Source organism: Exiguobacterium sp. ZWU0009, from assembly GCF_000798935.2.
Classification (GTDB): domain Bacteria; phylum Bacillota; class Bacilli; order Exiguobacteriales; family Exiguobacteriaceae; genus Exiguobacterium_A; species Exiguobacterium_A acetylicum.
On sequence record NZ_CP018057.1, the window covers coordinates 343721 to 369751 of the forward strand.

Genomic DNA, 26031 nt, shown 5'->3' on the forward strand with positions numbered 1-26031 from the left:
TCTACATACTTAATGACGTTTTAATTGAATAAACGGAACAATTACTTCTTCGATATTGATTCCTCCATGTGTGACGAGCTTATCATTTTTTCGAATGAAAGCATCATGTCCTTTTGCAATTAGAGGGTAAATATTAGGCAAACCAGTAGACTGCCATAAAATCGTCTTTGGATAATTAGAATGCGCATTATGTTGAAGACTACTATGTTCATACATACGAACGCGCTGTCCCTTAGAACTTGCTAGAGTCCCTTCGTTAATTTTTCCTGATCCCATTGCTTCAATATGTCCATGATCGGAAGTTATATAAATTTCATAATTCGCTTCATGAAGATCATTTAACAAGTTGACAAGGTAATTTTGATTAAGCCAGTGATCGAGTTCGTTATGAATAGAGCTTAGTCCTTGAAGTGAGCTATGCATGAAACGATCGATTACATCAATTACTCCTCCATAAATACTAATAAGTGGAGAAGAAAAACCGCTAATATTACTTCTATTGTAATGCTCAAATCCAAGAGAACGTTGATAAGAGATTTCTTCACTTAGATAACCATCATTTATCCAAAACCTTTTCCATAAGGTTGCTTCATAATTCGTTGTAAAGATTGATTTACTAAACTCTTTTGGTTCTAAACCAGAGAAAATTGCTTGACGAGAAATAGTAGTAAGTGTCGGGACCCAAGAAAATATAGCATGCTCATCAAATGCCCATTCAGTATTTTTTTCAAGATGGGACTTAATTATTTCCCAGAATGTAAAACTCATTCCGTCCATTACAAGAAGAGCCTTTTTATAATTATTTGAACTAGCGATATAGTGAGGAACTTGATGTGATAGTTTAGGTGACGGAAAGCTAGGCAGAGAACGTAATGATTCAAAAGATGTTACTAACCAACTTTCAAACAAATTATTAGCATTAACAATAGGTCGCGAATCACTTATATGAGTATTAAAAAGTAAACCTGTTGAGCGAATCTTCCCGATTTTAAAAGCTAATTTTTTCCAATCATCTAGTTTGAATTCTTCAAAATTTAGATTTGCTAACTGATTCACAAGATCGTGTTGTATCTGCTTATGTTCTATTAGTAAAGGTTGAATATAGGCTGGAAAGATGCTTGCATCTGTTACATGGATTTTTTTTAGTAATGAATTTATAGATGGTATTTTATACATTTCTAATTGTGAAGCAAAATCTTCTTTTCGTTCATCAAGATTTGAATTTTCATAACTCAAGATGTCTTGCGAAAATTTTTGATTTACATACTCTTCAAAAAGAATTTTAGACTGTAAAGAAGTTGATAGTTGAACTTCTGAATAATATTTTTGTACAAAGTTTATATAGCTTTGAGGAATAGCTTGATGGTTAGTATAAAATTCAGCTATTTTTCCAAGAACAGATTGTTCTGTACTTGCCATATTGCGCATGTCAATGTCATAAATTGATTGAAATAGATATAATTCAGTTTCTTTGGAGGATAAAGAGCTTTTAATATTCATTTCTCTTTCAGAACGAATAAGTAATTGATTGAGTTCTTCTGTACTGAATTGTTTTAGCACCTTTTCATTTAGAAAAGGGAAAAGTAGTCTCCAGGAGATGTTAACCTGAAGACTACTTTTTAAAATATCGAAAGGGACTGAATTGAATTCTTTTGTAACGATTAGTAACAGAGGTTTTTTAAACAGATTCAAACGATATTGTTCAAATACATATCTTAATTCCATTGGATCTTCATAAAAAAATAGTTCATATTCTGATAGATGAGTTTGTATCTCTACATTTGATAAAATATGATCATTGTCTTGAACCAAATAGAGAGGATTTGTTTTTAAAAATAATGTTTCCAACCAAGAATTCAACAAAGACACCTTCTTTTACATATCTAATTTGATCTGAGCGTTATCATAGTACATCAATAATTTATCATCTTCTTGAATGATCGTTTCAGGTAAACGATCTCCAACTGTGATAATTGTTTGGAACTCTTTTTCACTCCATGCTTTTTTAAAGCCAGCTCGAATAGCCTCTGTTCGGAAGACTTTTAGTTTTTTCTTAGATGTTGCCATTTCTTCTACATAGAGATTAAATTCACGAAGTAATGCCTTCTCACGTAATTTTTCAAGGTCAGCTTGTTTGTTAGGGTCAGGAACATACCAGCGATGAAGTGCTTTTTTTATTACTGCTGGGTGCGAAGCATCTAAACCACGTAAATCAGGATAATTACGTCGTAAATACGTTAAGATTTGAGTGGGAACGCCAGATTCTTCATCATCAAAACGTAAAAAGTTTTGAGATAAAAGATCATCTAACTCTGGCAACTGCTCATGTTTAGCAATGTGTTGAATTTCTTTCATAAAATAAGGGTGAAGATCTTGTCGTGTCTGAGTTTTTTTCAACAGCTGCTGACGAATCCATTCGATTGCACTATTTTCGTCTGATACAAATAATGTCATTTGTGAAAATTCTTTTATTAATATCCTCTTTTTATCGTACTCCGCAACTTGTGATTCTAAAAATGCCATCCCGTCTCGCATAGAAAAACGCTGTGATACACCATTTTGAAATTCTGCTGAAGATATAGGGATTGTTAGACCATTTTGAACATGGAATGCAATCATACGATCAAATAAAATGCGTGGCGTTCTTTCTGCAATAATATCAAATTCATCTTTAGAACCACTGAAAACAGGAAGATTCTCCAAATGTTGATTTAAAAAAATCCATGCAGATTCTGAAGAATTCTCATTACGTTGCATTTCTTTTATATTTTCAAAAGAAGGTTTATAAGCAGAAATTACTAAATCTTGTTTAACCGCAGTTGATGAAGTGACAGCTTTGAAACTGCCTTGTTTTTTATTTAATGCTGAAACATTAGCAATGATAAATCCAGATTTTTGCATTGCATCTTGAATTGCATTCCAAATCGATGCTTTAGAATTACTGAATTCTACGGTAATCCATCTATTTGGTTTTAATACTCTATAATATGTTGAGAAAGCTTCTTGCATAAGATCCTTGTATCCATTAGTGTCTTTCTTTTGGAAATCATTCACTATAGTTTCCTTACTTGTATTAGTTTTGATTTTTGACCAGGATTCCCACATGAAATTTAAGTCAGAATACATTAAATTAGAACCAAAAGGTGGATCAGTAAAGATGTAGTCAATAGAATTCTCTTGCAATCCTTTTAAACTTTGAACTGCTTGAGTAGATATTACATTATTTAAATGAATACTTGAAGCTTCTTTTTGAAGCATTTTGACTAATCGTTTAATTTTATTAAGTATTATATACTCGAGAGAAACATCTACAATCTGAGATCCGATATATAATGTACCACTTAAATATTGATTTACTTGAGAGTAATGAGTTGGTACATATCTTGCTATTTTAGACATTCCTAAAATAGCTTGTTCAAATGTAAATTGTAAATAAGGCTTAATATCGCTATTTAATTGGTTAATAGTATCAAACGTTTTAGCTAATACATATAATGCCCGTTTGGAATAAAAATGATGAATTTTACTAAGACCGTGACTATTTTTAGGTTGATTAAGATTATGACCGCTTGGAATTTCATCTTTAGGGAACCAGTATGGGATATCAATATTCTCAATTTTATTTATCAATTCAAAATCTTCATTGGAAGGAAATTTTGAAAACTTTTCTTTTCCAACACTATAATGAATTAATACTGGAATTTGTTTTGCCAGATTGACCATAGTACCTTCAGCATCAATATAATTTAAAAATATTCTTTTAAGCTTGTTTTTTGTAAGAATAGTGGAACAGCTTTTACATTTAAATTCTTTTGCTACACTTCCATTTTCTTTGTTTAATGCCACATCCGTGAAAATAACTTCTTCAGTGCAGTTTGGACATTCAAAAACGTCACTATATACTGTATATTCAATTTTTCCGATGATAGGATTACCTTTATTATCTTTAACTAATGTATCGTTTTGTTCGTGATAAGTGTTAAACATCCATGAGCACTCTTTTTGTACTTCGTCAAAAACAGCTAAAGCACTCTTTTCAAAATCTTTGTAGTTTACAGCATTATTGTAATTTGAAGCAATAAAAGTTGCTATTGGAGAAATGTCGTTGAGAATAGTTTTTCGTATGCCGACTTTATTTTCCATCTCACGACTTGATAAATCATATCCCATACTTTCTAATAAGGATTGATTATTGCATAAGGCCCCAGCAACTCCAGTCATACCTGTGCCAGAGAATCCATCTAATACAAGATCACCAGGTTCGGTGTAGTGCATTAAATAGCGCATAATTGCTTTATGCGGAACTTTAGTATGGTAAGAATGAGCTAAATAAATTGGATCTGTCTTTCCTTCACTAATATCTACAGAAAAAGGTTCACAAGAATAAGACTCATCTATTTTAGAATCATTTGTAGAGTTTTTTTCCTCGTTCCAATAATTTATAAAATCATTTAACCAAGGATTAGGACAGGCTGTATAATAGGGAGGATCTGAAAGTGCAATAATATCTTCATCTTCTCCGAGTGGGAATCCTTCGATCTCCTTTAACTGCGGAAGCTTTTTCCGAAGTTCATTTCTAAAATAGTTTCTTCTTTCTTCATCATTATTAAATGTTAGTCCGAGACAGACAACTTTTTGGTCGTCTGTCTCGGACTTTGAATTAAAAAATAATTGTTCTTGCTCATCCATGCTAAAAACTCCTTTATTTTTTTAACAACATGCGAATATGCTGTGTAGATTGATTTCCAACCTTACTTTTTAGTAAGCATTCAAATTGCTCGCGTACTTCTTCGATAGTCATAGGACTTCCATAAGTCATCATTTCTTCAAAATCATTTAAAGAAATTTCGACTTTTTCAATACCAGAAAGAAGCTCACTGATGACTTGTAATAACGTAATATCAACAGGAACAGATAAGTCTTTAGAAATTATGAAGTCTTCGACTTTTTTCCGTTGCTGAGGATTTAATAATTCAACCCCTTGTTGTATTTCTTTAGAGGATAGTGTATTTGTCAATTGTTCAATCCAGCTATCATATATAGATTGAAGCTGCTCTTTACTATGAGCAAGAATAGCTTTATTTAAATGATTACCTGCATTCAAACGAAATTTACATTCACATAACGGATTATTTTGTAACTTATCTTCTGATAGATGTAGACAAGCTTTAAGTGAATGAAGTTGGGCTTTCCATGCTTCTAATTGAGAAGTTTGAAATAGCGGAATTCGTTGTGCTAAAGACTCTAAAGTATTTAATCTATTATCTGATAGTAATGATTGTTTTAGGCTGTTTTCGGTTAAGTTTAAGCGAGTTTTTGCATGTTGATTCATATAATTTGTAATGTAATCTTGTTTAAGCTTTAACAAGCGACTTTCAATTAACGACGTAGACTGATGCGTTTTCAAGAGCTTTACCAAATCAAGTAAGGCCAAATCAACTTCCTGATTCCACGGTGATAACTCTCCTTCAATTGATTGAGCAACTTGTAAATAATCAACTAGCGGTTTTAAGCGAGTAATTTCTTGAATGACTTGCTGTATTTCGGATAATTTTTTTAAATGTTTCTTCTGATCAGATACTTCTTTTTCCGAAAAGCGTAAATTATTTAGTTTGGCACGTGTATCATATCTTTGCAGTGTTTCAATGAAGTCTTTATGCTCTTGCAGTGCCGATCGGTACTCAGCAATCTCTTTATTGCTTAAAAGGGCATAACTAGCAATCTGTAAACCATTCTTTAACATTTGGCTTACTTCAAGAATTGATTTGATATGTTCAAGTGTCGAATTTGTCAATTTACGAATAAAGCGGTTTAACGTATCTTCTTCATAATTGGGTAGACCAATATCATATAAGCTAGCAAGTTCTTTAATAACGCCCGTTGGTAAGCCGACTGGCTTTTTTATATAGTTGAAAACAGACTGCTGTCGTATATCTAACTTGAGCCAATCATTAAAATTCATAGCATTATACGACTTACCTTCGATAGAAACTTCAAGTCTTCCAGAGTGAAGCATAGCACCAAGCAAAACTACCAGTAATTCTGATTCAAGTTTAAATGTAGATGTATATCGGATATCATCAATGCCTTTTATACGTTGAGTAAAAATTAGTTCATCGTAGTTAATAACTTGTCCGTTACCACGTTGATCTAAAAGTTTTTGTATCCATCTTATATATCCAGAGCGTTCAAGAGTCACTTGTTGTTTATCATCTAAAAGTACTAGTCCGGATAATAAATCTTGTCCCATTTTAGAAGTTTCACCTTTAATCATTAATAAAGCTTTTTTTACGTATTCAGTCAGATTGTCTCGTGTTAATCCAACTTCGATTCGGCTGAAAGATGGATAATCAGGATATTTTTTTGAAAACCAGTCTGTCAAAAATGACTCTGCAGCTGTATCAATAATTTTTTTAGCTGTTGGAGCAGAGTGTATAAACAGTCCGATATCAGCAATAGTCGCTTTTTTTCCTTGGTACGTAATCTCAAATGTCTGACTAAAGTTATCGATAAGCGTTTTGTTTAAACGACGTCTATAAGCATCAATCTTTGTTGTGTACAACTTTTTAGTACTAGAAGAAGCACTAATAGCTAAATCTTGTGCAGCTGCATAAAGACGTAATAATTGGTCAAATTCGAGATCGGATCGACTATATTCAAAGAAAACTTCGTCAGGCTTTTGATCATCTTTAAATAGAACACGATTATATGGACGAAGCATATAAATGTAGAAATCTCGTTCAGGTTGAGCAGTAGAGCGTTCATTTGGTGCACCAAAGAAGAGGTATCCTTCACGAGAAACATGATTAGCTTCCCAAACAAAATCATATCTCCAAATTTTCACATTGTTGATATACGTATTATCGTCTAATTCAAGTGCATTTTGGAGTAAATCAAAGTAATAACGATCTAGTTTATCGTCTTCAATCGTCTCAGCTTGAACCTGAATTAAACTATCAACATCTATATCCTTTTTTAAATCAAGATAATACTGACCGTTGGATTCATTAGAGGAAATATATTGATAACTAACAGTTTTTTGTACTTCTTTCAATGCAGCTTCTACGCTAGTCTTTAAAAAATCTGAAGGATCGTCTTCTTCTAACAAAAATTCAGCACCTAAAGTAGGCATCAAAAACAAGTCGTCACGTAAATTTTCAGGAGTTAGACCCACTTTATCATGTAAGTCATCTGTAGTTAGACGATGGACTGCAAGAGCATTAATAATCTTTAAAGCCATTTGTTGATAGTTCCGTTTTTTTGCTTCGGGAAATGATTGTTCCACTGCTCGATAGAGAGTCTTATGTTTACTAATTACTTCACGAATATTTTGATCTGACTTATTTGTAGAATTCGATTCAATGTGTTCCCAGTAACTATCGTAAGATACTAATCCGGGATGGATATTTGGCACTTCTTTATCAATAATTTGCTTAATTTCAGCACTTATCGTTTGCAAAGCAACACGTTTTTCTACAGTATTTACACCTTCAAAAGCAATTAAATAAGAAGGGTGAATCGGAAATAAGTTCACATAGTTTTCTAAGTCTTCATTTAAACGATGATATAACTTTGTAAACTGCCTTAAATGCTCTCGAATATAAGCTTTTTGTTCATCTGTTTTTTTCAAAAGACGTTCTGAGACAACAAATGCTATATCTTCGCGAACGATACTTACTTGAACAAATCGTTGATGAATGCGCTGTAAGGAGTCGGCTACATAATTAAAACGTGGGTTTCCATAGAGCATTTCCTGAATTCCGGCCATAAAACGTAAACGTGTTTTGGAACTGGTTTCTCCAATTTCTCGTAAAAAGCCTAGATCGAGTGTAAGTTCTTGTTCCTTGCGTCCTCGTAGATAATCTAACAATTCATCTACTACGAGTAGTAAGCCATGATCAGGATACGTTTCATTAAACATCCCCATCATTCTTTCTAAAGATTCTTTATTATTTGTAATCTGATCATCTGGTGGGAATTCAAACTGAATACCCCATTCATTAAGGTGTAATTCAAACGAGTTAATTAAAATTGAACGTAAAGAAGTTTGAACAGATCCAATTTCGATACGGATTACTTTGAATTTTCCTTCGATCTCCCGAGCCTTTTCAGCAACTTTCTTATTAGTAATAAATTTACTTACGTTTTTTCTTTCTGCCAAAGTAGAAATAACACTCATCAAATGAGACTTACCAGTCCCATAGTTACCGACGATAAAAAGTCCTTTATTTTCGATAGGACGATCAAATTGTAGATGTTCAATAATTTCATCTGATAGTTGTTCGGCCATTCGATCTGAAATAACGTAAGATTCAAGCATTTGTTTTGCCCGATCTTCAACATTTGCATCTGTTAACTTAATAATAGATTCAATTGGTTCAAATTGAAGCAATTCGCGATAGTTCATATCCATACTCCTTTATACAATAATCAAATAATTTCTTCATCAACTAGTGCGTATTTATAATATTCAGGGTGTCCTACCTCACTGTAGATAAGTGTGTTATCTTGATAAACTCCACGCCAAGCAACAACAAGTGTATAGTTTTTACTTAAATTTTTGAGTAGGCTAAGTGGTTGAATTTGAAGACTGGGATCAAATAGAATCTCAATAAAATCTAGACAAATAACTTTTGAATTTGCTTCAATTAATAAATCTTCAAAGACTTGCTGCACAACAAACGGACGCTGCTTTAAACTATAATTAAGTAGTTTTTCAGACAAACTTAATCCTAGATTTATATAAGGTGTTCCTTCTTGTTGAGCAAAATAAGAAACACTGTTCCCATGAAGATATTCGTTTACATAAATAATTTTGTAATACTGATCTTGAATTTTTGATAAGTTGTTTTGTAAATAATCAATTGTGTGTGGATTCATATAAAACTCCAATTTACTTATTGAATGCAACTTAAAATTGTAGCATGTTTTATTTAGTATGAACAGGATCAAATTAAACAATCAAGTTGATCCTGCTCATACTGGTTATAAGAGTTTAGGAAAAAAAGATAGTGCTTCTTCAGATAATTTTGCATTAATCGTTCGACGATCTAATAAAGTATTATTCCATTCACAAGAGGTTTCGCTTAAAAATAGACAGCAGTGACATGCCGCAGATTTATGTTCTTGTCCACCTTCTAAACACGTAGGATCTGAAGAACAATATTCACATAATTCAATAGCTCGACGAATCATTGCATCCATTTTTTCAGGTTTAGAAAGTTCTATAAGTCCACCAAGGCTACTTTCTGCGTCACCTTCTGCTGTATGAATTAGAATAGAAGCAGCGCCACTTTCAAAATATAATCTTTCTCGAAGAGAGGTTGAAGAATAACCACTTGTTTCAGCAAACGCACGTATTAACGCATGTGCGAAAGTGTGCATGAGAATATGACGGGGTAACAATTCAATTTCGATTTGTTGACGGTTAATTCTCTTGTTATTAAATATCTTAATTTGATCTCCAAAAATTTCATTTACCTTTAAGCGATTTTCCCAAGCATCAATCATCTCACGATTTAATTCAATAAAAATTCCCTCGCCAAAAACTTCTACTCCTGGGTACCAAGTTTTGCTAGATTTAAAAATAGGAATACCATCTGAAGCAGCTTTCTCTACAAAAGAATCACTGTAATCTAATCGGTTAAAGCTAGTTAATGCACGGACCTCGCGCATTAAATCTACTCGTGCGATATGACTAATATAGGATGTCCATTGTGATGGAATCTCTACACTAGTGGCTTTACAATCGTGTTCTTGTAGAGGAGCAATCTTTGTATGTTTCCATGCGCTTAACTCGCGTTGACGAATTGAAGAAGAATTAATATCACCAAAATTTCGATTGTTGTCTAAATATGAAATTCCCTTTTGAATTTCCTCATCAGTCAAATCTTGAGAAGACAAGAGCATAGGAAGAAACTGTTGTTTCATTTCAGCATTAAGATTTGACCAGCTCTTTTTAATAAGATCATAATGTTTATCGATTTCTTGATATATGAGCTCTTGACTGGCTGTTTTAAGAGGAAGAGTAATAACGCTTTGAATGTTAGGGATATGAAGTTTAGTTTCGCCGCGTAATGCAACAGTCATTTCCGTAGAACAATCTTCTGCTTTATGATTGAGAATCCAAGGTTTTGTTCCAGAGCACTTTTTACCAGTAATACGCTCTAATTCTCCTTTTTCTTTAATTCTTGCTAACGATGCTCGTTTTGCGTTACAGCTTGTACATTTCACATGCATTGTTTTGTAAGAACTTGACTTCGATCCCTTGTCTGTTGACAATATCAATCGCGGTCTTTCGCAAACTTCTTGATCTTGATGTGCCCATTTTATCCAAGGAAAATCACTAATATGACCTTTGCGGCAGACCGTGATAAAACGCATTGGTGCATACTTAATACCGAGAGGTTCACATTTAGGATTTGAACACAAATGTTTTCTTGGAGAATTCGTCATTGATCCGCAATTCGGACAAAAGCGCCACATTGGGAAGCGAGAAACTTTTGCACGAATGGTATCTGAATGATAATTTAGTAATCGAACACTTTTCCCACCTAAAGCATTCGTAACAGCTTCATGATCCTCTTCTTGTAAACTGTGTTCATGTTTGAATTTCCATTGATCAACAGCACTTGTAATAAAACTTCCTTCTGGTAAATCAACGATAGCTCCTGGACCAAAATGTTGAAGTAATTGAGCAGCTCGAATTGCTCCACGCTGATAAATTGAATTATTCTTACCAACTGTCATAAGGGTTCATCTCCTCTTCGACTCTGATTTCTGGCTCAACACTTCTTAGAGAGGTGAGGGCATTCATTGAATCCATCGTATACGGTGTATTTTCAAATGTAGTTAGTAAATGGTGACTTAAATTTGTTTCTCGGCCATTGATTACTTTTCGTCGATAAGCTAAGTTTCTATCTGTACGTTCTGCGAGTTCTTGCCATTTATCTAAAACATTACTAATTAATTGTCGTATTTCATCCTCGGGTAATTGATACACAGAGTGAGCTCTTGTAACTAATCGATTAATCATCTCTAGATCAACACTATTTATATCAAATAAGCCGGCGCTATTGGCTTTTGATAGTGGAGGTACTGTTGTTGCTTGTCTTAAAATACCGACTAATACACCTGTAATACCTCGTTTTAAAGATCCAGACGAAAAAGGTGTAACACTTGTAGGTTCAACATATTGATAGAAGGACTGATGAAATGACTTAAATTGTTCGAAATGGAACATATCACGTGTTCTTTGTGGATTTAGCAATGTGACGACTAGTCCTGGATGTTGTCGTCCAACACGACTAGTAGCTTGAATATATTCAGCTGTAGTTTTAGGCTGTCCATGAACGACCATTAATCCAAGTCGGTTTACATCGACACCTACAGAAATCATATTTGTACATAAAACAGCATCAAGTGTATCTGAGCTACCAATTGGTTGTTCCATACGCGATAGTAATAATGGAATTTCTTGCGCTTTTTTACGACTTGTTAGCTCTTCAAAATCTAACAATGGTTCTGTAACATTATTAGATTGTAGGTAAGTTCTAATTTCATCGTAAAACATCGTATTTGTTCCAGCGAGTTCACGAATTGTGTTGAAGTAGCCTACAATTGTCCAATACGGATCAAGGCTTGGACTAATAGGTTGCATTCGTGTTGCTGCAATCAATGCTCCATAAACATTGACAGTATGAATTTTCATACTTACTCCTGGAGAAGAAATGCCCACATAAAGTCGCCCAGCTTTTTGCGTTATAGGAACGGTTTTAGAAAAAAATGAATCGTCCGGTGATTGTACATATACAGGAAATTGATTAGCAGTACGATCATACAAGGCGCGAATTTGTGCATCTGCTCCACTGATTGTTGCTGTAGAAGCAATAATTTTAGGTTTAGTGAGACCAAATCCCATCATTTCTTCAATTACAAATTCGTACAAACCAGTTAATGATCCCAAGGGTCCATTCAATAAATGTAGTTCATCTTGAATGATTAGATCTGCTGGAGGCAACCATGCATCCTCTCGTCTAATTTGATTATCTGGTGTTTCGTCAATAAACTTATTCAACTTTCGATTATAAGAAGTCTTCCTTCCGAACAATTCCCCAATGCGTGGTTGCCAAGTGATTTGTGCAAGTTTATCAACAGTTCCAATTACTAAGGATGGTAAGTGATCGTAAATGGCATCATCAATTGTATGAGCAGGAATTCCAGTTGAAAATTCGCATCTGTTAAGAGAACACTTTATAGTCGATTTGCTACTTGAGGCAAAATAATCTTTTACTTCTAGTTTTGTACCGCACCAAGGACAGTGACTTAATTGCATAGGATTACCAAAGTCCTCGTTTTCAAGAGTTTCATTGTTACTTAGCTTTTCCAGAGCAACTTTAGCTTGCGCGTAATTATTTGGTGTAGAAGAAGACCCAATCCATAATCCTATTGAAAAAGGAACTTCACCTAATTGAATTGTAGATAATTCTGAAATAGTGGATGAGTAGACATCCTTGTTGCGACGAATTGCTTCCATTGCACAAATGAGAAGAGTAGCTCGTTGAAATTGCTGAATTGTTAAAAGTCGTAAAGTATATCGCATCATTACACTCATACCACCGTAACTCATTGGATTATCAACATCATTTGTTAGACGGCGAGCAAACAAAATAAAAGCTGCAAGCCCTAGATAAGCTTCTGTTTTACCTCCACCTGTAGGGAACCAAAGCAAATCTACCGTTTTTCGATCTTTATGTGTCTTGTTAAATGTACTAGGTAGGTTCATTAATAAAAAAGCTAGTTGAAACAAGCGCCAACTACTTTTTTGAGGTTCAAAAGTATGGTTGTTATTTTCGCGATGTGCAGAAGCATTAATTCCTTGTTCTCTTTGCACATGCATAGCTAAGTTAGCTAATCGAAAAGCAATCCACGCATTGTTGTTCTCTTCCAACAATTGAATGCCTTCTCGAATTCTTTCTGATGTATGATGAGCTTTTTCTGATTGAGTAAGTAAAATTTCTTGTTCCTTTTGATTGAGTGTGGCTTTTAAATTAGCTTGTTCATCAATCCAGTTTATATATTCACTTGGTAGCCGGTACAATTGTTGAATGACTTCTTTTTTCTTGTTACTGGCAAGATCTAGCATATTGTATGAGATATCATCTAAACTCTTATGTTCGACAATGGGAACTTCTTCTTTAGGTAACCAAGATGTTTTAAACGAAAACAATTCAGTTGTTTCAGTCCAATCAACACTAATCTGATGTCCAATAATCGGCACTGTACGATGGCGATATAAAAAATTGATTAAATGATCAGTACTAGGTGTTGAACGTGGAATGATGTTTTCCTTTTCAATTTCAAAAGCCATTTTGGGTTGGAAAATGATTTCGCTTTGCCGTGGGAAGCGTTGAGTATCCTCTAAGCTCAATGTATGAACGAGATAAATACTAACATCATATCCAGATTTTCCTCGACGAACGTACCATTTAATACACAATGGATAATCCTTATTCAATATAAGTTCACCGTTACTTTTAAGATTTATTAAAACGTTAGTTTTTTGTGGAGATCTTTTATAATGTATATGTACTTTTTCGTGATCCTTTTCATGAGGAATTTCTATCTGCTCATACATAGCCCAACTAACACAACAATTAATCTCCTTTAATTCCTTTACGATAATACTAATACCTAACGAGGAATTTCGAAATTTATCTTGTGTAGTTATAATTTCTTCGATTGCTTCTCCTTCTAAAGTGACGCCTTCAATTTCGTTAAGAGGCTGTCCCGTTTCGTCTTCATGAATAACATTTGAAGAAGAGCCGTATGGAAACAAACGACCAGTTAAATAGTATGAACTTGGTGCTACTCTTAGCGTTTCCTCGCTTCCTTCTGACGGACCTATTAAGCGGTTTTCTAATTCTTTAACTAATTCTTCTCTATGATTAGATGAAAAAGAAACATTTTCTTTTTTTTCAGAGGATAGCTTCAATGTGATTATATTATTATTGATTTGAATATTATCTTGTAGCTGGACTACTTTATTTAAAAGACGAAGATCAATAAATTCATCTTCAAGTAAAGTAAGCACTTCATCTACATGAGCTTGATTGTTTTCTTTATTGGATAAAAAAATTGTAATTCGTTGGATAATATCATTCATAATAGTGCTCCTTTCTTCTATAATTTAATTGTAAAACATTTCTATATAAGGAGCGAGGATAAACATGAATTCTTCAGGAGTCATCTCTTCTAATATTAGCTATATTCAACTTGCTTTTAACTCATTGCATACAAATGTTTTAACTTTTGATCGAATGATCGAATATTTAATGATGATCTGGGATTCGGGAAGAGGCTGTTCAAAGAAGGATGCAGAATATCAAGTGAATGTAGCATTAAATGCAAAAAATCCATCTATTGTATTAGAAGATGGACTAATTAAAAGATGGAATAATCAATTAACAAAATTTGATGATATAGAGAGAAACTTACGAAAAAATCGTGAACCTATACTATTAACTCCAGAACTTCAAAAAAAAATAGCTTCTGTCTATCGTGACTCAAGATTCATTGTACTAAACGGTAAAATTGGAAATAAAGACGCTCAATATATTATCTTAAGTGAATGGCAACTACTTAACGATTTAGTTCATCGCTACATGTTTAATAATAAATTGATAGATATTCCAATTTTCGATGTGATTAAACTAGTAAAATCGCATTACGGAATAAATGAATCCAACGTACTATTCTTTCCGAAAGTTGATTCGCGTTTTAAAGTAACCTACCGTAGAATCAAATTGAACGATTATGAAAATCCTCCTTTAGAATATAATGTAGCGGCTTCAGAAGAAATCTTAAATGAAATAAAAAATCATCAAGGTGTAATTATTGAATACTTAAAACGTAATAGAGAGACACACATGAAGATCCGAGAAATTATTCAAAAATATTTTAAAAAACAACCTTATGAAAATATATTTTCGGCATATTATGAAGGTTTATGTCGTGTTTTAAAAGAAGAACCCAACATCGTTATTGCTAATAATACATTCATGTTTGATGACTCGTCTCCTGAAGTCGAAGATTTTAATAATCATAAGCAGCAGGGAAAAGATACAACAAAAGGTTTGTCATTTAAGAAAGAGAATGAAAAAGAAAGTACAGATGTAAACGAAGAGCTTTCAGTAAGAAAACGCGTTAAAAACAGGTCATTTACGATTCGTTTGTCTACTTTAGAACGGAAAAAATCGTTGTTTCATGTTCCGCCACAATTGCTAGATTATTTCATTGATCAAACGCTAAAAGTTAGAGTAAACGAAACGTCTTTGATTTTAAAAGTAAACAATAAAAATCAAGCAGGTAGCAATAGCTTTGGAGACTTACTCTTTGATTATCGAGTTAAGCCGGGACAAAAATTAATTTTTAATGGGCTAAAAAAAGGTGAAGCTAATCTTTTAATTGAGCCATATACTTTAGAAGATAAGTTAGAAGCTGAACGTTTAGATAAAATTAAAGATATTTCATATGGAAATGACCATATAAGTGCGCGTTCGTTACTAGTAAATTATTTATCAAAGTCTGAAAAAGGATGTACGATTGCAGAGCTTGTTGAAATGACACAAAAAGAATACCCTTTTTCACCTAAGACAATTAAAACAATTTTATATAAATATCCTTATTTTATTCAAAATGAAAGTGTATGGACTTTTTCGATTGAACATTGGAATTCCAAATATGAAGAAGATAAAGTATATGACATTAATGAAGAACTTTCTTATTTATGGAGTGAGTTAGTTCCGAATATATACGATAGAAATGAATACCCAGCACCTCATTTTTTCCCTTATACAGTTAAGAATGCACGAGTGGTAATATGGGGAGGGAATTTTCCGTTAAATAAAAATCAAGAGATCAATTTTTTGGATGATGGCGTACTAGTTCCTTCAGATTACTATCAACAGAAATTTAATGGAATTGAATTTACTAGTAATACAGCCGCTATTTATGAAAAAGGGAGAGCTGGGTCAAGCACTAGATTAAATTTTGATCAAAAAGTAAAACGTTTCTTTTTACTATCAGGAATTTATACGACTGTATTTTCTATTCCTACATTTCCTGCATTACGTCTACCTAATCGCTTAAAAGGGTCAACGCTCACTAAATTGATATTATCTGGACGTCATAAAGATAGTGAGAGACTTGTTCCACTACTACTTGAGCAATATCGGATGGTGTTACGATTTTTAAATCAATCAGATCATCATGTGACAATATTAAACTTTGATGAAACTGAGTATCTATATTTTTTATATGCGATATTAGGGTTTTCAAAACCAATTGAGAGAAAATTATTAGTTGAACTATTAGAAGAACGCCAAATGCCAATTCGAGAAGAAAAGAAAATTATTTGGCGATTGGATCAATTTGAAAAGCCTTTTTTTAATATTGGTAGTATTGGATTTGAACGCAGTTATCAAATTGCGGGAGAATTATTTAAGCGATATGACGGGGAAGAATGGAAGACGGTAAAAATGGATAACATAACACTCTTATAAAAGACAATGAAGTTCCTAATGTAATTGGGAACTTCATTCTCTTTTATATAGTATATTTTTGACCATTTTTCTTTATTTTATCAAGTATAATTTCTTCAGCATTTATATTCAACTCACTACATAACGTTAGCGCATAAATTAATACATCAGCAATCTCTTCTTTAATATTCTCTTTGTTCTCTTCCCAAGCTTCTTCACTTGTCTTCCACTGAAAAGCCTCTAGTAATTCAGACGCTTCGATTGATAAAGAAATCGCTAAATCTTTAGCATTATGGTATTGTCTCCAATTCCGCTCATCCCGAAAGTCATCGATTTTTTTTATTAAAGATGCAATTTCATTCATGAGTCATTCTCCTTTAGTTGTAATAGACGTTTTCGCAATTGCAGATTCGTAGCATAAAGATAAAGTCCTTTTACGCCTCGCTTCATCAAAACATTTAATGAATTTAAAATGATATCTTCTTTGGCTTGTTCATTTTCTGTTTTACTTAAGTCCTGGCGCGAAACAAAGGCGCCTTTATCCTTATACTGTGTAGGATCAATGATTAGCTGCTGAGTCTCTTCGTCATATTGAATGGAAGGACCAAGCACAACACCTACGTAATTTAAATCAAATCCTTGAATTGTATAAATTGATCCAACTTCATTTATTGTTTCGGGTTGTTCTGCCCACGTTATATTTGAGTAACTACGATTCCAGGGAAGATTGATGCCATCCTCGTCTACGTAATAGTCAGCACCATCTTTTTTATGAAGATAATCAAAGGTTGATACCATTCTTGAAAGCCCATATTTTTGATCTTTTTGAAAAATTGCTTGTTTAAATGCTTCGGGATCTTCGAAGATTTGAAAGTCATAGTTAGAGTCTGATGGTAGTGGTAGAATTTCTCGTTCTACAAAACGATTGATCCAATGTAATGTTTTTTTACTAGCTTGCATTCGAAATTGCTTGGATAATCGTAACGTTTTCGTTACGAAGGGACCGACAATTTCCTGAAGAGTAGTACGTCCCCAGTGGCTCTTGATTTTTAATACTTGTTTAGGATCAAAAATTAGAATGGTGACTTTACTACGTGTGATGATTTCGTTCAGCTGATTTTTTTGATGAAAGTTGTTATACGTATCTTCTTTTGTTAAGAGTAGGTGTGCTTCATCAATTAGTACAATGTCTACCATCATGTTTTGATTACTTAATGTGTTTATGAATGGTGTAGGTTTTTGGAATTGTTTCTTCTTTAAATTCGGTAAGCTTCCTGCGATCGATTTATACGTTTTTAGCATTTCACTATGATTGACGAGAAAATAATTGTCTGTCTGGTAAAGAGCAGAACTAGTATCTTTCGACAAGTCCTGGATTGTATTGAATAAAGAACTAAGTAAAACACTTTTTCCTGTCCCGGCATCTCCTTCAACAATAAATACATGATGTCCTGGTTGTGTAATGTTTATTTTGCAGTATTCTAGTATTGCTTGTTTTACTTCGAGTTGTTGCTCAGACAATTCACGATATGGAGAAAGTTTATAAACATCTTTATTGCGTAGGTGTTCAAGTGTTCCTTTAGCAATGCTTTCTTCACGCAATTGTTGCCAAATGTTTTCGAAGACCGTCTCATTAAAAAAGGACTTTTGATAATAATTATGAGTATAGCGAGAGGCTGTTTGACTGACGTTCTGCAACTTATAATTGCCGTCAGCAATCAGAAAGTTGATCAAATTAGACTCTATGTTATAAGTGGCCGATTGGTTAAACTGCTCGTGTCCAATTAAAATTGTTTGATCAAGTTGTTTACGTCGAGAATCTTTTAAATGGGATTTTAATCTTTGATTTTTTTGAACCGTTTGCCCCACATATGCTTGTTCTTTAGTTGAATTATACAATAGGTAAACGATCGGATAATCGTCTATAAAATCCAACTGTGTATTGATTACGTCACTATAAGTAAATTTGCGTTTCTCGAAATAGAGATTTTTCACTGTATGAGATCCTCTCAAGGTAATAATAAATGATTTGACTCGCATGTAATATAATGTAATTTATATAACTGAATAATACTATAAATTGTAATGGATATAGTGTATGAATTTTTAACATGCTATTTAGTCAGGAGGAAAAGGACTAATGACAAAATTATTTATAGTTGAAGGACTCCCAGGCTCAGGCAAAACAACGACAGCTGAAGCATTAACTCGTCTATTGCAAAAGGAACAAATCAATACACGTCTTCATATCGAAGGAGATCTCAACCATCCTGCAGATTATGAGAGTGTCGCTTACTTAACGATGAATGAATGGACGGATTTTCAAAGCAAGTATGCTTCACTCGATGTCTTACGATTTACTGAGGTGTTCAATGACTACGTGCTAATATCGTATCGTCAGTGGCAGTCGAAACAGGATGTTCCTAAAGCAACACTTGTATTTCTGCAAGCACGCGATATCTATGAACTACCGTTCGAGTTATATCAGTCATTGATCGTTAAAAAGTGGGAAACGTTCGTCGCTCAAGCGTTAACGACGGATACAACATATGTTTTTGAGTGCTGTTTCTTGCAAAATCCGTTGACGATGGGGCTCATCAAATACGATCTACCGGAAGCGACGTTACGAGCGTATATTAATCGCTTAGCGACGATCATCGCGCCATTGCAACCCGTTCTCGTCTATGTCGATCAACCAGATGTAGAACGAAGCTTCCGTAAAGCATTAAACGAGCGTCCGACAGAATGGGCGGACGGATTCGTAGCCTATTACACAGAGCAAGCATATGGTGTGAATCGCTCGTTATCAGGAGTGGAAGGAACAATTGCGATTTTACAGGCGCGAAAAGCACTGGAGCGTCAGTTGTTAGAAATGCTTCCGTTTAGAGTAGAGGTATTCGGAAATGAAGATTTTTCAGTAGAAGCAAGACAAGTCTGGTTAAAGCAGTTGATTCAGTCAACTGTGCGTTCGACTTCTTTAAGCGAGAGCTAACTAAAAGGCGATTCCAAGTCACGGAATCGCCGTTTAGTAAATATAAAATGTGAGGTTACACCGCTACTTCACTCTCTACATGATTGACTTGCCACTGGACACCAAACGTATCTTCGACGATTCCGTATGCTTCACTCCAGAATGTCTTTTGGATCGGCATGATGACGTTACCGTCTTTTGCGAGTTGATCAAATGTCTTCTGTAACAGATCCACGTCAGATAAGTGGAGCGCCAAGGTAACATTCTGACCGATCGTGACCGGATCATGTGGCATTGCGTCTGAGAACATTAAGCGGGTACCATGAACGATCAGTTCAGCATGTAGAACAAGCGACTGCATCTCTTCTGGATAGGGCTGACCATCAGGACCGGGACCTGGTCCGAACTCCATGATGTCCGGTAGTTCTTGACCGAAAACCTGTGCATAGAACATGATTGCCTCGCGCGTGTTGCCGTTGAAGACAAGATACGGATTGATTGGCATGGGAAAGCTCCTCTCTAAAAAAGGCGAAGTGTTTTTTAAAATTATACCAAACATTTGTTCGTGTTAAAAGAAAAATCGATTTCTTTTTGTATTGAATCCAGTATAAATGATAACGTTTTCAATTTATCTGATTTTTCATTAAAAAATAGGTTGCAACTTCCAGAGAGACTTCGTATACTAAATTTATCGAAAGCGCTTTCGGTGAAATGGAGTGAGTAGCATGGGAACAATTTATGATTTAGCGAAGATGACCGGTTTTTCGATTACAACGGTCTCAAAAGCCTTAAATAATTATTCGGATGTCAGCGAAAAGACGAAAGCAAAAATCGTCCAAGCAGCAGCCGAGATGGGATACTTACCGAACGCGCACGCCCAGTCGCTCTCGACGAAACGTTCGTGGACGATCGGTGTCATGTTCTCGGAAGCACATGGCGTCGGAATGATGCATCCGTTCTTCAACGCGATCATTGAGAGTTTCCGAAAAGCAACAGAACAACAAGGGTATGACCTCATCTTCGCATCGCGGAACTTACGCAATCGCGATATGAGTTACCTCGAGCATTTCCGACACCGGGCAGTCGACGGCATCGTCGTCATCTGCTCCGATCAGATGGACCAGCACGTCCAGGAGTTGATTCAAAGTACGATTCCAATCGTCGTCGTCGACATGGATAGTGCCGATTGTAGTGTCGTCTACTCGGATAACATTACCGGGGGCACACTTGCCATCAATCATTTGCACGAACTCGGTCATCGTCTGATCGCCCACATTGCAGGGGATACAACGACAGATGCCGGAAGAGCGCGGATTGAAGGCTATCAGCAAGCAATGGAACAACTTGATTTGCCGATTCCAGACGGCTATCTCGTCAATGGCGGATTCTTTTCCGGAGAAGAAGGCAAGCGGGCAATGAACGAGTTGCTAGCACTACCTGATCGACCGACAGCCGTCTTTGTTGCTGGGGATGAAATGGCAATCGGTGCGATTGAGGCGATTCATGAAGCCGGTTTACGGATTCCAGAAGACATCTCAGTCGTTGGGTACGATGATATTTACATGGCGCAGTACATCACACCGAAGTTGACGACGGTCCGACAAGATACGGAAACGATCGGTCAGCATGCAGCATCAGTCTTGATTGAACAAATCGTCAACAAAAAACGGGTCACGACACGTGACGTCATCCCGGTCAACTTAATGGTTCGTCAATCGACAGGTCCAGTACCTGAATAACACAATGGTTGTTTCGGAATCGCTCTCGCTCGTTGTCAGTGAGAAAAAGCGAGAGCGATTTCGAAATCATTTTTTATCACTTTTTCCGAAAGGGCTTTCGGGAATTTTCTTTAAAGCCTTTTCGAAAGCGCTTTCGGTATTTTTGGATAACAAATTGAAACCGCTTACCTATAAGCGGAATACTTAACAAAAGGATGAGATGAGATGAAGAAACAGTTAGTTAGCGTGTTAACAGTCGGTGCGTTAACAGCAAGCGTCCTTGCTGGATGTACAGGAAGCAGCGAAGAAAAGACGAGCGGCGGGAAAGAAGTCTTGAAAATCTGGTCGTTCACGGATGAGTTAAAAGAGCCAATCAAAAAGTTCGAAGAGAAAAACGGAGTCAAAGTCGAATTGACGATCGTACCGATCGCCGACTACCCGACGAAGTTGAAACCAGCACTTGAGAGTGGCGTCGGAGCACCAGATATCTTCACAGGTGAGATTGCGTTCCTCAAACAGTGGGTTGATGCAGGCTACTGGGAGAACCTCTCTGAAAAACCATTCAACGCAGGAGAAGTCAAAGATGACTACATCCCGTACGTCTATGACATGGGGAAAGATAAGGACGGCAACGTGCGTGCACTCTCATGGCAAACGACACCAGGTGGCGTCTACTACAAACGTAGCATCGCGAAAAAAGTTCTCGGCACAGATGATCCAAAAGAAATCGGCGGCATGATGGACTCGATGGACGGCGTCTTCGAAGTCGCTGAAAAAATGAAGAGCAAAGGCTACAAGATGTTCCCGGATGAAGGATCAATCCGTTGGTTCGCACAAGGGAACGACCCACAACCTTGGGTCAACGATAAGCAAGAGCTCGTCTTGACACAAGACAAGAAGGATTACATGGATTACGCAAAAGAACTTCGGACGAAACAATATACGGCACTTGCACCAGAATGGTCACCATCATGGTTCGCAGGCATGGATAAACCAGTCAAAGTCAAAGAAAACGGTAAAGAGACTGAAACAGAAGTCTTCTCTTACGTCCTCCCGACATGGGGTCTTCACAGTGTTCTCAAAGAAAACGCGAAAAAATCAGCGGGTGACTGGGCGGTCACAAGCGGACCAAGCCCATACTTCTGGGGTGGTACGTGGTTAGGTGTCTACAAAGATTCGAAGAAACAAAAACTTGCGTATGATTTCGTCAAGATGATGACGCAAGACGAAGCGTTCTTAACGGACTGGGCAAAAGAAACAGGTGACGTGTTAGCGTACAAACCAGTTACAGAAAAGATCAAGACAGACTTCAAAGATGAGTTCCTCGGCGGACAGAACAACTATGAGTTCTTCCTTGATCAAGCAGATAAGATTACTCCAGGGATCGTCACGAAGTATGACCAACAGCTCGATACATTATACGGTGCATCGGTCATGGAATATGTCCAAGGTAAAAAATCAAAAGACGAAGCACTTGCTGAGTTTTACAAAAAAGTCAAAAACGCGTATCCGGACGTGAAAGTACCGGAATAAGGAGAGTAGGTGGGGCGATCCTCGCCTCACCTCTTCTTGTTTAAGAAAGGGGTTTGACCTGTGAAAAAACTCGATCGCCATGGGTATCTGTTCATCGCACCGTTTTGGATCGTCTTCTTGATCTTCAGCATCTATCCGGTTGCCTTGACTTTCTATTACAGCTTCACGAACTACACGGGCGCTGAAGGCGAACAACTCGTCGGACTCGCGAACTATACGCGGTTACTCGGGGATACGTACTTCATCGAAGCGTTCTTTAACACTCTGAAGATTTGGGGTCTGAACTTCATCCTTCAGATTGGCGGCGCTTTACTACTCGCCTTGTTGTTCTCGGATCTCCAATTGAAATTAAAAGGACTTGCCTTCTTCCGGGCGACGTTCTACTTACCGAACTTGATCACGATCAGCTCGGTCGCCTTATTATTCGGCATCTTGCTCGACTGGCAGCATGGTTCACTGAACATGATGTTGATGAAAATCGGAATCATCTCGGAGCCGATCAACTGGTTGACGCAACCGGTGACAGCACAAATTTCCGTCTCGCTCATCCTGACATGGATGTGGCTCGGTCACTCGTTCATCGTCGTCATGGCGGGCGTATCCGGGATCTCGAAGGACTACTTCGAAGCAGCCTTGATTGATGGGGCGACACGTTGGCAGATCTTCTCACGCATCACGTTGCCACTCTTAAAACCGATTTTGCTCTACATTATGATCACGTCGTTGATCGGTGGTCTGCAATTGTTCGACCTACCGATGTTGATCACGGATGGTGTCGGTGCGCCAGACGGTGCCTTGAACACGATGGTGCTCTATCTCTATAACCAAGCTTTCAAATACAACAACTATGGCTACGCCGCTGCTGTCGCATACGGACTGTTTGCCATCACGCTCGTCTTTTCAATCATCGTCTTCAAAGGGATGTTCCGAAAAGAACGTTCGCCGAAAGGAGCCTGACCGATGGAACGAAATGCAGAAGCACGTCGGATCGTGCCACAAACGGAGGAACAACCGGAGCGTTCTGAACGCCCGCTCAAGTTGACACCACCACCGAAACAAAAGAAAGCCTGGTTCGGCAAAAGTGTCATCTATATTGGTCTCGTCGTCTTAACGATCGCCTGTATCATCCCATTTTTGATGATGATCATCAACGCGACGCGCTCGAACGAAGAAGTCTTGTCCGGGTTCTCGTTGATTCCTGGGAACTCGCTTGCTGAGAACTACGCCGCCCTCAGTTCGTACGTCAACATCTGGTCCGGTTTTAAAAACAGCTTGATCATCGCCGTCCTCGTCACCGTCTTATCGGGGTATTTCTCGGCGTTGACAGCATTCGGATTCGCTTTTTATCAGTTCAAAGGGAAGAACGCGATGTTCGTCTTCATGCTCGTCATGATGATGGTTCCAGGTCAACTCGGTTTGATCGGGTTCTACGAATTAAGTAAAAATCTCGGGTTGCTCGATAGTTATATCCCCTTGATCGTTCCGGCGATCGCGAGTCCGTTCACGGTCTTCTTCGTCCGGCAATATGTCCAGACGGTCTTGCATCCGAGTCTGATCGAGGCAGCACGGATGGACGGGGCGAATGAGTTCCGGATCTTCCATACGATCGCTTTGCCGATGATGATGCCGGCGATCGCGACGATGTCGATCTTTACGTTCATCGGTTCATGGAACAACTACATCATGCCGCTTGTCTTACTCTTCTCCCCAGAGAAGTATACGCTCCCGGTCTTGATGGGCTTCTTGAAAGGATCACAAGTCGCGGAGAACTTAGGCTCGCTCTATCTCGGAATCGCGATTTCCGTCGTACCGATCATGATCGCCTTCTTGTTCCTCTCGAAATATATCGTCAGCAGTATCTCGGCAGGTGCCGTTAAAGAATAAGTAGCTTAAAGGAGATTACACATATGAAATTTGCACCGAACTTCGTATTCGGAACGGCGACGTCGTCGTATCAGATCGAAGGAGCCCACAACGAAGGCGGACGTACGCCTTCAATCTGGGATGCCTTCTGTGATGAGGACGGAAAAGTCTTCGAAAAACATAACGGCGATGTCGCTTGTGACCATTACCACCGTTATGAAGAGGATATCCAGCACATTAAACGTCTTGGCGTCGACACGTACCGCTTCTCGATTGCCTGGCCACGCATCTTCCCGCAAAAAGGGGTCTACAATCCGGAAGGCATGGCGTTCTACAAGAAACTCGCAACACGTCTGCGGGCTGAAGGTATCAAGCCAGCCGTGACGTTGTACCACTGGGACTTACCACTTTGGGCACATGAAGAAGGCGGCTGGGTCAACCGGGCATCGGTCGACTGGTTCCTCGACTTCGCCCGTGCTTGTTTTGCGGAGCTCGACGGGATCGTCGACTCGTGGATCACACACAATGAACCATGGTGTGCCGGGTTCCTCAGCTACCATCTTGGGCAACATGCACCGGGTCATACGGATATGAACGAAGCCGTTCGTGCCGTGCACCACTTGTTGTTATCACACGGAAAAGCAGTCGAATTGTTGAAGGGTGAGTTCAAATCGGTCACACCGATCGGTATCACGTTGAACTTGGCACCGAAGTATGCGAAGACGGATTCCGTCAACGATCAGCTGGCGATGAACAACGCGGACGGATACGCGAATCGGTGGTTCCTCGACCCAGTCTTCAAAGGTCAGTATCCGGTCGACATGATGAACCTTTTCTCGAAATACGTCCATTCGTACGCCTTCATCCAGGAAGGCGACATGGAGACGATCTCCGTTCCATGTGATTTCTTCGGGATCAACTTCTATAGCCGCAACCTCGTCGAGTTCAGTGCTGCGAACGACTTCCTGCAGAAGGATGCGTACTCGGATTATGACAAGACAGGCATGGGCTGGGATATCGCCCCGAGCGAATTCAAGGACTTGATTCGTCGTTTGCGTGCCGAGTATACGGATTTACCGATCTACATCACGGAAAACGGTGCGGCATTCGACGATGAATTAGTCGATGGTCGCGTCGCTGACCAGAACCGGATCGATTACGTCGCACAGCACCTCCAAGCCGTGTCTGATTTAAACGAAGAAGGGATGAATATCCAAGGCTATTATCTTTGGTCACTGCTCGACAACTTCGAGTGGAGCTTCGGCTACGATAAGCGCTTCGGGATTCTCTACGTCGATTTCGAGACACAAGAACGGATTTGGAAAGACAGCGCCCACTGGTATGCGGGCGTCATCGAGCAACATAAGGCAACGATTCCGCAAGAAGCGTGACAAAGGAGGCAAGG

General features: G+C 37.5%; 16 protein-coding genes. 7 read left to right on the top strand and 9 right to left on the bottom strand.

Annotated features, from left to right (window positions below; genetic code table 11):
- Positions 1 to 9: 9 nt before the first annotated feature.
- From pglZ to drmA, 6 genes are all read right to left on the bottom strand, one after another.
- Positions 10 to 1860, bottom strand: coding sequence for a BREX-3 system phosphatase PglZ (pglZ, locus tag L985_RS01915; protein WP_047391752.1), 1851 nt, complete (start codon positions 1858 to 1860; stop codon positions 10 to 12).
- A gap of 15 nt (positions 1861 to 1875) precedes the next feature.
- Positions 1876 to 4689: a DNA methyltransferase gene (locus L985_RS01920; protein WP_047391748.1), complete on the bottom strand. Its 2814-nt coding sequence runs from the start codon at positions 4687 to 4689 to the stop codon at positions 1876 to 1878.
- Between the two features lie 13 nt (positions 4690 to 4702).
- Positions 4703 to 8407: a DUF6079 family protein gene (locus L985_RS01925; RefSeq protein WP_047391744.1), complete on the bottom strand. Its 3705-nt coding sequence runs from the start codon at positions 8405 to 8407 to the stop codon at positions 4703 to 4705.
- Between the two features lie 23 nt (positions 8408 to 8430).
- Entirely contained in the window at positions 8431 to 8880 is a 450-nt protein-coding gene (gene brxF, locus L985_RS01930; RefSeq protein ID WP_047391739.1) for a BREX-3 system P-loop-containing protein BrxF, read from the bottom strand.
- 105 nt (positions 8881 to 8985) lie between these two features.
- Positions 8986 to 10749 carry a DUF1998 domain-containing protein gene (gene drmB, locus L985_RS01935; protein ID WP_047391734.1) on the bottom strand — a complete coding sequence of 588 codons (1764 nt, stop codon included), beginning with the start codon at positions 10747 to 10749 and terminating at the stop codon, positions 8986 to 8988.
- A complete protein-coding gene (gene drmA / locus L985_RS01940) occupies positions 10736 to 14164 on the bottom strand; it encodes a DISARM system helicase DrmA (protein WP_052169399.1) in 3429 nt (1142 codons plus the stop codon). The genes drmB and drmA overlap by 14 nt, the downstream gene beginning before the upstream one ends.
- A gap of 64 nt (positions 14165 to 14228) precedes the next feature.
- Between drmA and L985_RS01945 the strand changes: the two genes are divergently transcribed.
- Positions 14229 to 16562 (top strand): hypothetical protein, encoded by a 2334-nt coding sequence (locus L985_RS01945; protein WP_047391730.1) that lies wholly within the window; start codon positions 14229 to 14231, stop codon positions 16560 to 16562.
- A 43-nt stretch (positions 16563 to 16605) separates the two neighbouring features.
- Here the strand turns inward: L985_RS01945 and L985_RS01950 are convergent, their stop codons facing one another.
- Both L985_RS01950 and L985_RS01955 read right to left on the bottom strand, forming a co-directional pair.
- Positions 16606 to 16905, bottom strand: coding sequence for a nucleotide pyrophosphohydrolase (locus L985_RS01950; protein WP_047391727.1), 300 nt, complete (start codon positions 16903 to 16905; stop codon positions 16606 to 16608).
- Positions 16902 to 18536 (bottom strand): DUF2075 domain-containing protein, encoded by a 1635-nt coding sequence (locus L985_RS01955; protein WP_047391724.1) that lies wholly within the window; start codon positions 18534 to 18536, stop codon positions 16902 to 16904. Before L985_RS01955 ends, L985_RS01950 begins: the two co-directional genes overlap by 4 nt.
- A 145-nt stretch (positions 18537 to 18681) precedes the next feature.
- Between L985_RS01955 and L985_RS01960 the strand changes: the two genes are divergently transcribed.
- Positions 18682 to 19533, top strand: coding sequence for a P-loop NTPase family protein (locus L985_RS01960; RefSeq protein ID WP_047391720.1), 852 nt, complete (start codon positions 18682 to 18684; stop codon positions 19531 to 19533).
- A 55-nt stretch (positions 19534 to 19588) separates the two neighbouring features.
- Here the strand turns inward: L985_RS01960 and L985_RS01965 are convergent, their stop codons facing one another.
- The gene (locus L985_RS01965; RefSeq protein WP_047391714.1) at positions 19589 to 20017 is read right to left on the bottom strand and encodes a VOC family protein; all 429 of its coding nucleotides are present in this window, start codon (positions 20015 to 20017) and stop codon (positions 19589 to 19591) included.
- 220 nt (positions 20018 to 20237) lie between these two features.
- Here L985_RS01965 and L985_RS01970 point away from each other — a divergent pair, with 220 nt between their 5' ends.
- The 5 genes from L985_RS01970 (at position 20238) to L985_RS01990 (ending at position 26017) form a co-directional block, all read left to right on the top strand.
- Positions 20238 to 21251 (top strand): LacI family DNA-binding transcriptional regulator, encoded by a 1014-nt coding sequence (locus tag L985_RS01970; protein WP_023466908.1) that lies wholly within the window; start codon positions 20238 to 20240, stop codon positions 21249 to 21251.
- A 204-nt stretch (positions 21252 to 21455) separates the two neighbouring features.
- On the top strand, positions 21456 to 22763 hold the full coding sequence (locus tag L985_RS01975) for an ABC transporter substrate-binding protein (RefSeq protein WP_047391710.1): 1308 nt from the start codon (positions 21456 to 21458) through the stop codon (positions 22761 to 22763).
- 60 nt (positions 22764 to 22823) lie between these two features.
- A complete protein-coding gene (locus tag L985_RS01980; protein ID WP_023466912.1) occupies positions 22824 to 23720 on the top strand; it encodes a carbohydrate ABC transporter permease in 897 nt (298 codons plus the stop codon).
- A 3-nt stretch (positions 23721 to 23723) separates the two neighbouring features.
- Positions 23724 to 24647: a carbohydrate ABC transporter permease gene (locus L985_RS01985; protein WP_084642207.1), complete on the top strand. Its 924-nt coding sequence runs from the start codon at positions 23724 to 23726 to the stop codon at positions 24645 to 24647.
- Positions 24648 to 24670: 23 nt separating this feature from the next.
- Positions 24671 to 26017 carry a GH1 family beta-glucosidase gene (locus L985_RS01990; RefSeq protein WP_047391707.1) on the top strand — a complete coding sequence of 449 codons (1347 nt, stop codon included), beginning with the start codon at positions 24671 to 24673 and terminating at the stop codon, positions 26015 to 26017.
- The last annotated feature ends 14 nt before the right edge of the window (positions 26018 to 26031 follow it).